At 54.4% G+C, this 13,493-nt stretch carries 10 protein-coding genes and 1 tRNA gene; 2 read left to right on the top strand and 9 right to left on the bottom strand.

Translation table 11 applies throughout. From position 1 onward, the window contains the following. Positions 1-11 precede the first annotated feature (11 nt). Positions 12-2,054 carry an elongation factor G gene (gene fusA, locus M0P74_03715; GenBank protein ID MCK9362698.1) on the top strand — a complete coding sequence of 681 codons (2,043 nt, stop codon included), beginning with the start codon at positions 12-14 and terminating at the stop codon, positions 2,052-2,054. Between the two features lie 13 nt (positions 2,055-2,067). Next, positions 2,068-4,179 carry a sigma 54-interacting transcriptional regulator gene (locus M0P74_03710; GenBank protein ID MCK9362697.1) on the top strand — a complete coding sequence of 704 codons (2,112 nt, stop codon included), beginning with the start codon at positions 2,068-2,070 and terminating at the stop codon, positions 4,177-4,179. Between the two features lie 218 nt (positions 4,180-4,397). Here M0P74_03710 and M0P74_03705 read toward each other — a convergent pair whose 3' ends face one another. The 9 genes from M0P74_03705 to htpX all read right to left on the bottom strand — a co-directional run bounded on the left by M0P74_03705 (position 4,398) and on the right by htpX (position 13,464). Beyond that, a complete protein-coding gene (locus tag M0P74_03705; protein ID MCK9362696.1) occupies positions 4,398-5,699 on the bottom strand; it encodes an MFS transporter in 1,302 nt (433 codons plus the stop codon). Positions 5,700-6,461: 762 nt separating this feature from the next. After that, positions 6,462-8,675, bottom strand: a complete 2,214-nt coding sequence (locus M0P74_03700; protein MCK9362695.1) for a sodium-translocating pyrophosphatase — start codon at positions 8,673-8,675, stop codon at positions 6,462-6,464. 199 nt (positions 8,676-8,874) lie between these two features. Next, positions 8,875-9,459 (bottom strand): aminoacyl-tRNA hydrolase, encoded by a 585-nt coding sequence (gene pth / locus M0P74_03695; protein ID MCK9362694.1) that lies wholly within the window; start codon positions 9,457-9,459, stop codon positions 8,875-8,877. A gap of 74 nt (positions 9,460-9,533) precedes the next feature. Continuing rightward, a complete protein-coding gene (locus M0P74_03690; GenBank protein MCK9362693.1) occupies positions 9,534-10,193 on the bottom strand; it encodes a 50S ribosomal protein L25 in 660 nt (219 codons plus the stop codon). A 9-nt stretch (positions 10,194-10,202) separates the two neighbouring features. Continuing rightward, positions 10,203-11,147 (bottom strand): ribose-phosphate pyrophosphokinase, encoded by a 945-nt coding sequence (locus M0P74_03685; protein ID MCK9362692.1) that lies wholly within the window; start codon positions 11,145-11,147, stop codon positions 10,203-10,205. Positions 11,148-11,176: 29 nt separating this feature from the next. After that, positions 11,177-11,251: transfer RNA gene (locus tag M0P74_03680), tRNA-Gln, on the bottom strand. A 23-nt stretch (positions 11,252-11,274) separates the two neighbouring features. After that, entirely contained in the window at positions 11,275-12,123 is an 849-nt protein-coding gene (gene ispE / locus M0P74_03675; protein MCK9362691.1) for a 4-(cytidine 5'-diphospho)-2-C-methyl-D-erythritol kinase, read from the bottom strand. Continuing rightward, positions 12,120-12,554 (bottom strand): DUF1844 domain-containing protein, encoded by a 435-nt coding sequence (locus tag M0P74_03670; GenBank protein MCK9362690.1) that lies wholly within the window; start codon positions 12,552-12,554, stop codon positions 12,120-12,122. Before M0P74_03670 ends, ispE begins: the two co-directional genes overlap by 4 nt. 61 nt (positions 12,555-12,615) lie before the next feature. Beyond that, the gene (gene htpX / locus M0P74_03665; protein MCK9362689.1) at positions 12,616-13,464 is read right to left on the bottom strand and encodes a zinc metalloprotease HtpX; all 849 of its coding nucleotides are present in this window, start codon (positions 13,462-13,464) and stop codon (positions 12,616-12,618) included. Positions 13,465-13,493: the final 29 nt, after the last annotated feature.

The following is a 13,493-nucleotide window of genomic DNA, read 5'->3' as shown; positions in this document are numbered from 1 at the left end:
CTGGTGCATTTATGGCAGCAAAATCAAAACTTTCGCGGACGAGAAATATCGGGATAGCCGCGCACATCGACGCCGGCAAGACGACGGTGACCGAGAGGATACTTTTCTATACGGGGAAGTCCTATAAAATGGGGGAGGTGCACGACGGCGAGGCGGTCATGGACTGGATGCCCCAGGAGCAGGAACGGGGAATCACGATAACCTCGGCGGTGACGACCTGCCAATGGGAAAACCACGCGATCCATCTGATCGACACCCCCGGCCATGTGGATTTCACGATTGAAGTGGAGCGGAGCCTCCGGGTGCTTGACGGGGCCGTCGTCGTTTTCTGCGCCGTGGGCGGGGTGGAGCCGCAGTCGGAAACCGTCTGGCGGCAGGCCGACCGCTACGGGGTTCCCAAGGTTGCCTTCATTAATAAAATGGACAGGGTAGGGGCTGATTATCTGGGAACGATCGGGCAGATGAAGGAGCGGTTCAACTCGCTGCCTTTGCCGATTCAGATACCCCTGGGGGCGGAAGAATCATTTCGGGGCGTTGTTGATCTAATCCGCATGCAGGCGCTGAAATGGGATGATGCCACGAAGGGCATGGAGTACCAGTACGAGGACATTCCCGAAGAGGCAATGCCGCAGGCGCGGGAGCAGCGGGAAAAAATGATCTCGCTGCTGGCCGACATTGACGACGGCATTGCGGAAAAATATCTGGAAGGGGTCGAGATCAGCGAATCAGAGATCAACGAGGCGCTTCGGAAGGCGACGATTTCCCTGAAGATCGTCCCGGTTCTGTGCGGCTCCGCCCTCAAAAACAAAGGGGTGCAGCCGCTTCTGGACGCCGTTGTTCTTTATTTGCCTTCGCCGGAGGATATTCCCCCGGTGCGGGGGATAAATCCGTTGACAAAAGAGGAGGAAAGCCGGATCAGCAGCGACAAGGAGCCGCTGGCGGCGCTGGCCTTCAAAATAATGCAGGATGAAGGCCGCAAGCTTACCTATCTGCGCATCTATTCCGGACGGATAAACGCCGGGGACGAGCTGTTCAATGCCAGCCGGGGCAAGAAGGAGAAGATCTCGCGCATCCTGAAGATGCATGCCAACAAAAGGGAGCGGCTGGAGCAGGCCGGGGCCGGAGACATCATTGCCGTCATGGGGCTCAAGGAGATAACGACCGGTGATACGATCTGCAGCGAGGAGCACCCGATTCTTCTCGAATTGATTGACTTTTATGAACCGGTCATCAGCCTTGCGATTGAGGCGAAGACTCCGGCCGACCAGGAAAAACTTGTTGTTGCCCTGGGGAAGCTGATGGAGGAGGATCCCACGCTGCGGGTAAAATACGATGACGAAACGGCGCAGACGGTTCTTTCTGGAATGGGAGAGCTGCATCTTGAGATAATAACCGACCGCCTGCTGCGCGAGTTCAACACCCGCATCAACGTAGGCAAACCGCGGGTTGTGCATCGCGAAACCATTCAAAAACAGGTGGAGTGCGAGGGGATTTTCGACCGGGAATTGGCTGACAAAAAACATTTCGGCAGCGTCAGGCTCTTGCTGGAACCGGGCAAAAGGGGGAGCGGCGCAGAGATAATCCGCAAACTCGATGATCAAGCGCCCCAGTTTACCGAAGAAATGCTCCTGGCCATGGAAGAAGGGATAAAAGAAGGGCTGCAGAGCGGGGTTCTGGCCGGTTATCCAGTCATTGACATCCGGATTTCGATCACAGGCGGGTTGATCCGGGAAGGCGAAACCACCCCTCTGGGCTGCCGAATTGCGGCGGCAACCGCATTCCGGGATGGTTGCCAACTGGCCGAACCTGTTTTGCTTGATCCCATTATGCGGGTCGATATCATTACTCCTCCGGAATTTATGGGCGAGGTGATCGGGGATATCAACGCCCGGCGGGGGGAGATTCAGGAGATTTCCCCCAAGGGGACAATCAGCGAGATAAGGGCCAGGGTTCCGCTCAAGGCAATGTTTGGCTATTCGACCGATCTGCGCTCCGCGACGCAGGGCCGGGCTATGTTTACAATGCAGTTTCTGGCTTATGACAAAATTGGATAATATGAATTCCCCAATGCCTGCAGCATCCGCTTTAACTTCGCCCCCGGCGGAGCTTCAACTTGACAAAGACAAGCTGCTGCAAAGCATCTTCCGGCTGAGCACGTTTCTGGCCGCGCCCTCCAAAGTCGATCAAATACTGGAGAAGATGCTCGATGAGGTCGTAGAAAGCATCGGTTTTGACCGGGGCATCATCCGCCTTTTTGACGCCTCGCGCCAGAATCTTGAAGCCCGGGCAATAAACAATTACAGCCGGGAAGAACTGCGCAAGATTGTTTCGGTCATAAATATCTGCGAGCACGACTGTATCGTTACCAAGGTGGCAAAAACAGGCCATCCAATCGCGGTCGAGGTAACCGCGACCGATCCCCGCATGACGGAAATGGACCGGATGCTTACAAAAATATACGATCGCGGTTCATACTTCTGCGCCCCGTTAAAAATAGGGGAAGAGGTGATCGGGATCATCGCCGCCTGGTTTAACGAGGAGACCAAATTCTGCCCGGAGGAAATCAACCTTTTTGTAACCTATGCCAACATTCTGAGCATGATGATCCACAATATCAGGCTTTTCGAAGACAATATCGAGAAAATCAGGATGCTTACTGTTCTTCAGGATTGTGTCTCCCGCATGAACGCCAGCTACATCCTCAACAACCACATTCTGGAGATTCTCGCCGAGGGGGCGCTGCAGATAGCGGACGCGGATAAGGTGTTTGTCTATATCCTCGACGTGGAAAAGAACCGCTGTTTAATCAATGACGGGGGCAAGGTTTTAATCGACGACCAGATGTCTTATAAGGCAGAAATCGCCCATACCATCATCAAGACGGCGATTGATGACAACGCCTTTGTTCTGCGGCGGGGCAATGCAACCGGGGCGGCTACTCGCCCTTTCTTTGCCGATTATCCCGCTGAAATCGCCATTCCGCTGAAAATTGGGGGAAAATTCCAGGGGGCCCTTTATCTGGCCAAAAAGACGGGGGACTATTCGCCGGAAAAGATTCATGTTCTTGATATTCTCGTTAACAATGCCTCCAAATCATACGAAAATGCGATTATGCACTCGCTTTTGTCGCTCGAAGCTAACTCCCTGAAGACCGAAGTGAAAAAACTCAAGGAACGGGAGAATATCCTTTTGGGATTCCATAACATCATCGGCAAGTCGGAAAAGATGCTGGAGCTCTTTCACGTAGTCAAGGAGGTGGCGGGGCACGATACCAACATTCTCCTCCAGGGGGAAAGCGGGACGGGCAAAGAGCTGATTGCGCGGGCGATTCATCGTCAGAGCAACCGTTTTGCCAAACCGTTTGTTGATGTCAATTGCGCGGCAATCCCGGCGGCGCTTTTAGAAAGCGAGATTTTTGGCTACGAGGCGGGGGCCTTTACCGACGCGAGAAGAAGGAAGATCGGCCTGATTGAATACGCCAACGGAGGCACAATGCTGCTCGACGAAATAGGCGATATGGATATCCGCATTCAGGCAAAATTCCTGCGGATGCTGGAAGACCGGCACATCCGCCGTCTGGGGGGCAATGAGAGCATCCCGATCGATGTGCGGTTTGTCTTTTCCACGAACCGGGATCTGAACCGCATGGTCGCCGAAGGTTCTTTCCGGGAGGATCTCTACTACCGGATCAGCGTTGTTCCGATCCAGATTCCCCCTCTCCGGGAAAGAAAAGAGGATCTGTTGCTATTGGCCCGCTATTACGTGGAGGAGTTCAATGATAAATTCAAAAAAACGGTAAAGGGTTTTACGGAAGAGGCGGAACGGATTATTATCCTTTATCCCTGGCCGGGGAATGTTCGTGAATTGAGGAACATAATCGAGCGGATTATGATACTCCACAATGGAGGAGATTTGATCGCGTGTGAAAATCTGCCGGTGGAGATGAGAAACACGGCGAACAAGGAAAAAATGACAGTGCAGATTGACGACATGCTGCCCGACCTGTCAACGCCGGAGGTCGATTTTATTGGGACAGTTGACCGGGTTACAAAGGAGACGAAGAAAAGGATCATCGCCGGCGCCATTGCGTTAAGCGGCGGCAACAGGAGCCGAGCGGCGAAGCGACTGGGCATTTCCCGCTACAAGCTGATCAGGGAAGAAAAAAAGCTAAGGGCCTGACCACAAATAACCTGAACATCTTGCATCTCATCTTTGGGCCATCTTTGGCTGTGGCTCAATCACAAAATCTCCTCAACGTAGCGCTGCTACGTCTGCGGTTTTGTTCAATCGCCGCAACCAAATCCAACCCAAATCTGAGCGCAATCTTGCCCAGGTTATTTGTGGACAGGCCCTCAAGAACGACATTATACCGATATGCTGAGCGGTTTCAGTCTGTCTTAAGGGTTGGAGGAATGCTGCCGGCAGCCGGTCTCCGTAGTAAAGAAAATCAGCACGGAGCTGACCAATGCCCAGGCCAGCATCAGGGAAAAACCGAGGCGGAAGGCGTCAAATCCGTAAACCTTGATTCCGTCAACCAGCTTGCCCTGCCAGGTCAAATCGAGAATCATCCCCACTGCCGGTTGTAAAATCATCGGTCCTGCCATTGTTCCCATATTGACGAGCCCGGAAGCTGTTCCCCCCAGCCGCAGGGGGACGGACTCCTTGATAAAGGCAAACCCAACAACCATGCTCCCCGAGGCGAGGCCTGCCAGCAGCAGCAAGCCAATCAGCAGGGGAGCCGGCAGGGCGGGAACTAAAATGACCAGTCCCCAGGCGCCGGTAAGGGTCAGCAAGCCTGCGATATAGAGGGGTTTGCGCCGGCCGAGCCTGTCGGAAAGCCCCCCGGCCAATGGCCCGCCCAGCGCCCAGGCAATCAGTACGGACGAGTTGAGCGCTGCTGCCCCGGTCGCGGTGAAATGGTAATGGGTAACCAGAAAAGGCACCCCCCAGAGTCCGGAAAAGGTCAGAATCGGGCCGACCACCCCGCCCGGAATCAGGCAAAGCAGCCAGGTGTTCCGATAGCGGAAAATTTCCCGGAGGTCTTCTTTAACAGAGCTCTTGCGAGCCTCTTCCGCAGCCGGGTGGGCGTAACTTGCGAACCCTTTTTCCGCGGGGTCATCGCGAACCAGAAGCCAGATTGCCAGGCTCGCCCCCAGCGTGACCAGGGCGGAGGCCATTATTACTGGGCGCCAGCCCGCCAGATCAACCAGCACCCGGAGCGGCGCCCCCGCGGAGACGGCCCCGATAATGCCGCAAAAAAGCGCCATTCCCGTGGCCAGGGCAAACTGGCGCGGAGCAAACCAGTGGGCAGCCAGCTTCAGCATTCCGACAAAGGCAACGGCTACCGAGCCGCCGATCAGGAGTCTGCCTACGCCAGCCCAAAAGATTGTCGGCGCCAGGCCGAACAGCAGTGTGCCCATACCGGCGACCAGCGCGCCTGCGGCAAGCAGCCGGCGCGGGCCGAGGCGATCGGCGAGAATGCCGGTCGGAACCTGCATGAATACATAACTATAAAAGTAAAAAGCGGAAAGATTCCCCAGGCCGGTCGCGCTGATGGCGAAATCATGCATCAGCTCCGTTGTGATCACGGCGGGCGCGACCCTCTGGAAAAAGCCGATCAGGTATAAAACCGCCCCCAGCCCCCACATAAACCAGGCAAGGCGCGGCGGGGGATAATTGTCTTCGTTCATCTCTGTCATTTTCAGGGATTCCTTTAAAATAAGTGCAAATTTAGCACACTATGTGCCATTTTGGCGCAAGAGTTATCGCGATTAGCGCTGTTGCCGCGGGATGGATCGGCTTATCACATAGCAAGCCGTGTCTTTCAATACAGTAAAAGAGCATTTTTTCTACAAAGCCGATGGCCCACTACCATATTTTTTATCAAGAGGCGAGACTGATAATAATTTGAATATATGGGGACTTGTTTAACGAAGGAAAAATTTGCAGGAAATCCTGCCGCCCAAGAATATTTTCAACTATTGTCAGCAGGGATAAGAGGTAAAGAATAGATGCGATTTTGGCATTTCTATTGCATAATGGATTATCGAATTTGCTATGGACTGATTGTTTGGCGAGTTTTTTTAGTTTATGTTGGCAACCCGTAAGAGCGGAAGTTTTATGCAGAAAGAGCCGGGAGACGGAAATTCGCATAAATATGAGGGCAATAGCTCTGAAATGGCAAAAAAAGAGGAATTTGAATTCTTTGTAGCCAGGGATGAGCAAACCGGGGCAGACAAGCCGGCGGTGAAAAGTATTTCTCCTGAAAACTGAAGGACGGGAAGCAATTCCCCCTTTCGGTGCCACGGTGGCGGATGGTTTTTAGGCTCCCTCCTTTTCCATCCGCCACTTTTTTACAAAGGCAGGGAGGATGTCCCGGGTGAGCCGAAGGGAATTATGGAAAAATAAAAAGCCAGGCTGCAAGCGAGCCTGGCTTTTTACTGTCCGGATGGAACCCGGTTCTATCTGAAGTGCATGTTGTAGAGCATCGGGGCGATGATCATGGCCACCACGCTGATCAGCTTGATCAGGATGTTGAGCGAGGGGCCTGAGGTGTCCTTGAAGGGGTCGCCGACGGTGTCGCCGGTAACGGTTGCCTTGTGCATCTCATCGTAAGCCGATCCCCATTTTTCATGGCCCCCCTCCTTGACCTGCTTCTTGGAGTTGTCCCAGGCGCCGCCGGCATTGGCCTGGAAGATGGCGAGGCAGACGCCGGAGATCGTCACGCCGATCAGCAACCCCCCCAGCATGTTGGGGCTGATGATGCCGACAAGAACAGGGGCGCTGACGGCCATCAGACCAGGGGCGACCATCTTTTTAACGGCGGCGGCAGCGGAGATGTCAACGCACTTGGCGTAATCGGCCTTGCCGTCGGCGGCCTGGATGATCTTCTGCTCCTCAGCGGTCGGGATGCGATCCTCGTGTTCGGCGCGCTGGGCGGCGTCGAGGGCGGGCCGCAGCTCGGGGATTTCACGAAACTGCCGGCGCACTTCCTGGATCATGTCCTGGGCAGCCTTGCCCACCGAGACCATGGCCATGGCGGAGAAGCGGAAAGGCAGCATGCACCCGATCAGCAGGCCGACGAGGACGACCGGGTCGGCGGCGTCGAGGGTGAGTTTGCCTCCCATCTTGGTCATGTAGGCGCTGGTTAAAGCCAGGGCGGTGAGTGCGGCAGAGGCAATGGCGAAGCCCTTGCCAATGGCGGCGGTGGTGTTGCCGACCGCGTCTAATTTGTCGGTGCGGGCTCTGACCTCCCGACCGAGTCTCGACATTTCGGCGATGCCGCCGGCGTTGTCGGCGACCGGTCCATATGCGTCAACGGCGAGCTGGATGCCGGTGGTGCAGAGCATGCCCACGGCGGAGAGGGCCACGCCGTAAAGTCCGGACATGAAGTAGGCAAGGAGAATCGCTGCCGAGATCAGGAAGATCGGGATAGACGTGGAGTTCATGCCTACGGCAATTCCCTGAATGATTGTGGTGGCCGCTCCCGTCTTGCTGGCTTCGACAATGGTATTAACCGGGGTTTTGTCCGTGGCTGTGTAATACTCGGTCACGAAGCCGATTGCCATACCGGCAACCAGCCCTCCGACGATGGCAAGAAAGACTCCCCACCACTGATAAGTAGTGGTAGTTTTGTCGATAATGCCTGTAACGGTAATGCCGCCGGCAGGAAGAAGCTGCTTAATCGCCACGGCGGTCATGATAATCATCAGGACGCCGGCGACGAGGGTGCCCATGTTGAGTGCCATCTGCGGGTTGCCCCCCTCCTTGGTTCGTACGAAAAAGGCGCCAATGATCGAGGCCACGATACCGATAACCGCAATGACGAGAGGCAGGTAAACGCCGTTCATCCCGTTGCCGCCGGCAGTCTGGATGCCGGAAAACCAGACGGTGCCAAGAATCATCGAAGAGACAATGGCGCCGATGTAGGATTCGAATAGATCAGCGCCCATTCCGGCTACGTCGCCCACGTTGTCGCCGACGTTGTCGGCGATGGTGGCGGGGTTCAGGGGGTGATCCTCCGGGATGCCGGCCTCGACCTTGCCGACGAGGTCAGCGCCGACATCGGCTGCCTTGGTGTAGATGCCGCCACCGACCCGGGCGAAAAGGGCGATAGAGGACGCGCCGAGCGAGAAGCCGGCCAGTACGTTAAGCACGAGGTCCATGACCTTGGTGTCGGTGATTGAAGCAGGATACATATAGGTTAGGAGGATGAAAACCAGGCTGAGACCCAGGAGGCCAAGACCCACCACGCACATCCCCATGACGGAGCCGCCGGCGAAGGCAATCTGCAGGGCGGGGTTCAGCCCCGTGCGTGCGGCTGCAGCGGTGCGGACGTTGGCTTTGGTGGCCACTTTCATGCCGATCCAGCCTGAGGCGGCGGAGCAGAACGCGCCGACGATGAATGAAAGGGCGATCATCGCGCTGGAGTCTTCCAACCCCGCGTTGCTGATGCCGAGTAATACCGCCACACAGACTACGAAAATAGCGAGATAGCGATATTCCCTCTTCAGAAAAGCCAGGGCGCCGGCGGCTATCCAGCTCGCGATCATCTGCATCCGCTCGGTGCCGGGGTCCTGCCGGCTGACCCAACTGGCCTTGAGGTAAGCGAAAAACAACGCAGCCAGAGCCGCTATTGGTGGAGCAATGTAGAAAAGTGCACTTTCACCAAACATAAATCCCCTCCTTATTAAAGTTGCTTTTTAAAAACCCATTACGTCAACCGCCGCGTGTTCTCCAATGAGACGAATACGACCTTTTTTAAACAGTTGTTCTGATTTTACCTTACCGGTCAGATATGACTGCTTCCGCGGCGCCGGTTTACATCGCGCGGCTTATATACTGAAGCTATTTGCAATGTCAATAAAATAAGTTCTACTTTTCGGAGTTCGCACCTTCCTTACGGTTGTATTTCTGCATGGCTGTCTGGATATCCGAGAAAAGAATGTCATGGAGAGCCGCGGCTGCCTTGTCCGTCGCCTCGAAAAGTGACTCCGCTTCGGTGCTGGAAAAATTTTCCAGAACGTACCCCTCCACCATGGATTTACGGGTGGGTTTCCCGATCCCGAAGCGGACGCGGCAGAAATCGCCGCTCCCCATGTGTTGCATCAGGGAGAGCAGCCCCTTGTGCCCTCCGTTGCCGCCGCCGTACTTCAGGCGAATGGTCTGGAAGGGCAAATCCAGGTCATCGTGCAGGACAATGAGGTCAGCGACTGCTATCCTGAAGTAATCAGCCAGCCTTCTAACGGAGAAGCCGCTTAAGTTCATAAAGGTCTGCGGCTGGGCAAGGATTGCCATCTCTCCGTTTATCCGGCCTTTTCCCACCTCTGCATTTAAAAGTGATTGATTGATGGATATGTCATGTAAATCCGCGAAGCGCTCAAGGATCATGAAGCCTGCGTTGTGCCTGCTATTTTTGTACTTTAAGCCAGGATTTCCCAGTCCCACGACAAGCTTCAATCCATCCCCTCATCAGCGCCATAAAAGCATGGCAAAATTACCGTTACGCGGTAAATTCTGCCCTTGGTGAAATGCTATTTTGTTTTCCCCTTGTCAGGGGCGGCCGGCTTAGCCGCTGCTTCCGCCGGGGCAGCGCCTTCCCCGGCTGCCGTTTCCGTCGGCGCCACGATAGCGGCCTTTACCGCAACGACAGCCACTATTCCCACATCTCCGTGGTCAACGGCGGCAACCCCCTCCGGAAGAACAATATCCTTTACCTTAAGCGAGTCGCCAATCTCCAGTCCGGCCAAAGCAACGTCGATGTAATCCGGCATATTTGCCGGCAGGCAGGAAATTTTAAGATCCCTCTTGGAATGCTGAAGCTCTCCGCCATTGACAACGCCCACCGGCGTGCCGATGAAATTGAGGGGGATATCCACCGTCAGCCTGTGATCCATAATGATCTCATAAAAGTCGGCATGATAAAGATGCCGACTCATCGGTTCATACTGCAATTCCTTCAGCATGGAAATTTTTTCCATTTGCTTTTCACCATCAATGAGGAGCTTTATGAAATGCTTCTCCTTTTTCGAACGGATTATTTTTTGCATATCTGCTTCGCTGACGGTAAGGTGAACGGATGAGTCTCCCTTGCTGTAAACTACCGCAGGAACAAGCCCCTCCATCCTATAACGTCTCGACGGCCCCTTGCCGGAATTTTCCCTGATGCTGGCCTTTAATTCAATTGTTTCCATTTGTTCCTCCTAAATAAATAATGAACTCACTGAGTCGTTGTAGTAGATCCTGCGAATCGCCTCGCTGAGAAGCGCGGAAACGGAAAGAACCTTTATTATATCGCAGTTTTTGGCATTTTCATTCAAGGGTATCGTATCCGTTACGACTACCTCTTTGATAGTTGACTGGCTAAGTCTTTCTATCGCCGGTCCGGAAAGAACGGGGTGGGTGCAGCATACAGCCACCTCAAGGGCCCCTTCATCGGAGAGCGCTTTGGCCGCCTGAACAATGGTGCCGGCGGTGTCTATCATGTCGTCCAGCAGAATGGTCCTCATCCCCTTGACATGGCCGATAATATTCATTACCTGAGCCTCATTGGGTCCTTCCCGGCGTTTGTCGATAATGGCAAGGCTTGCCCCCAGTCGTTTGGCAAAGGCACGGGCTCTCTCAACGCCCCCCGTGTCCGGGGAGACAATCACGATGTTGTCGCCTGTGTAATTATGCCTGAAGTATTCAAAGAGGATGGGTGTGGCGAAAATATTGTCCACGGGGATGTTGAAAAATCCCTGTATCTGGCCGGCATGAAGATCCATTGCCATAACGCGGTTGGCGCCTGCCTGGGTTATCAAGTCCGCAACGAGCTTGGCGCTGATCGGGGCGCGAGGTACAACCTTGCGGTCCTGCCGGGCATATCCGTAATAGGGGATAACTGCCGTTATCCGATCCGCCGAGGCCCGGCGCAACGCGTCAATCATGATCAGCAGTTCCATCAGGGCGATGTTTACCGGCGGGCAGGTAGGCTGGATGATAAAAACGTCCATTCCCCGAACATTTTCATTTATTTCCACGCGTGTTTCCCCATCACTGAAGGATACTACGTTGGCCTTGCCCATGGCGATGCCGAGATTTTCCGTTATCCGCCGCGCCAGGCCAACGTTGGCGTTCCCGGTAAACACCCTCATTCTTTCAAGCATATCAGCTCCTTGCACCAATTTATTCCTGATGGCTGGGGCGGGAGGATTCGAACCTCCGAATGCAGGATCCAAATTCCTGTGTCTTACCGCTTGACGACGCCCCAAATAAAATCGTTTACTTAAATCATCAAAGATTCCCCTGAAGCGAGCAAGCGCAAAACGTCAGCCATCCGTCTTGCGCAACGGAGATTCTTCTAACCCTCTGCGCTGAAGCCTCGTCGGTAAAAACGCCAAACATCGTTGGCCCACTGCCGGTCATGGCCGCCCCCAGGGCGCCGTTTTTCAGTAAAAAGGCCTTTATCTCCGCCAAAGCAGGATGGAGCGTCAGCGTAACCCGTTCGAGGTCGTTTACAAGACCCGATGCCGCCTCTTTTACTGAGGAAAAACGTGGAATACTATATTTTATTATTTTTTTTGTCAATCCCAAATTAAGACCCTGGTAAACTTCCTTTGTCGAAACCGGGAATCCGGGGTTTATCAGAACAATCCAGAATAAAGGCAGGCTTGGCGCCTCCGTCAGCATCTCCCCCTTGCCAGAGGCCCATGCCGTTTTCCCGAAAATAAAAAAAGGAATATCCGCTCCCAGAGATTCCCCCAGTCGCAGCAGTTCCTCTGTTGAAAGCGGCGAGTTGTGCAGTTCGTTCAGGGTAACGAGAGTGGTCGCCGCATCCGAACTGCCGCCCCCCAGCCCGGCCCCAACAGGAATATGTTTTTGCAAGGTTATTTCGATCCCCGGCTTGAGCCCTGACCTGTCATAAAATCCCGCGGCTGCCCGGTAAACAAGATTGTTTTCATCCTCGGGCAGGATGCTGCCCGGGCATTTGACCATTATTCCGGAAGCTCTCTGAACGAAGGTCAGCTCATCGTAGAGGCTGATTAACTGCATCAGGGAGATGATGTCATGGTAGCCGTCGCTGCGCTTTCTGACCACCCTCAGATAGAGGTTTATCTTTGCCGGCGCCTTTTTTGAGGTCACTTGCCTTCGGCTTCCTTTACATAGCGCATTCTCAATTCGTACAGGACATCCTCCAGCATCTTCTTTTCAGCCTGCTCAAGGTTGCCCTCCGTCTTTTCCTTGAGCATGCTGAGAATATCGATAGTCTGCTTGGCTGCGATGAGATTCCGGGCAGGCTTTTTTGTCGCCGGATCGGGAAAATCGCCGAAGTGATAAAAGGCCGTTGTGGCAAGCGAGTAGATGAAGCCGGCGAAATTCATTTCGGGAAGCGGGCCGTACTCTTCTTCCTTTCCCTCATCTTGAACAGGTGAAGAGTGATTTTCCTCTTTGCCGAGGTTTTCGGTGGCCTTCTCGTCAGCCTTTTTTTCTGCCTCGGCCCGCACTTCCCCTGCTTCGTCAAACAGACGGCGGTCCTTTATAACAAACCCCTTGTCATTTTTTCCCTCTTCCATGAAGCCTCCCCAATATTTATTTTGGTCTTAACTGCCAACTATTAACTATTAACTATTGTTATTACATCGTCCGCATTTTGCGAAGCCGGGCGATTCTCTCCTCGATCGGCGGATGGGTGCTGAATAGATTCATCAGCGACTTGCCGGTCAGCGGATTGACGATAAACATGTGGGCGGTCGAGGGGGTTGCCGCCAGCGGAATCGCCTGCGCGGCGCCGGCAAGCTTGCCGAGCGCGCTTGCCAGGCTGTACGGTTTGCCGGAGATATTTGCCCCTCCCTCATCGGCAAGATACTCCCTTGACCGGGAGATCGCCATCTGGATCAGTGTGGCGGCAAGGGGAGCGAGTACCGCCATCAGGATCAGGCTGAAGATGTTGCTTCCTCCTTCATCATCGTCGCTCCGGCCGCCTCCGAAGATCGCCGCCCATTGCGCCATGTTTGCCAGCATGACGATTGCCCCGGCTATCGTCGCCGCCATCGAGCCGATCAGGATGTCCTTGTTTTTGATATGGGTCAGTTCGTGGGCCAGAACTCCCTCCAACTCATCCGTTTTCAGCACCCGGAGGATTCCCTCGGTAACGGCGACAACCGCATGGTGTTCATTTCTCCCCGTCGCAAAGGCGTTCGGCGTTTCCTCGGGAATTATATAGACCCGCGGCATCGGCAACTGCGCTCGGAAAGCGAGATTCCTGACCAGGTTATACAGTTCAGGGGCTTCCTGTTCCGACGCCTCATGGGCGTGGTACATCCGCAAAACGATCTTGTCCGAAAACCAGTAGCTTCCGAAGTTCATCACTGTGGCAAAAATAAACGCGATAAAGACACCCTGCTGCCCCCCGAACAGGCCGCCTGCCAGCATCAAAAGCCCGGTCAGCAGGCCGAGGAGCAATCCCGTTTTAAGCGTATTCATTTTTTCTTCTCCTTTAGGCGGTTACATAC

The organism is Syntrophales bacterium (assembly GCA_023229765.1).
Taxonomy (GTDB): Bacteria; Desulfobacterota; Syntrophia; order Syntrophales; family UBA5619; genus DYTH01.
This window is presented reverse-complemented; position numbering and strand designations above follow the sequence as displayed.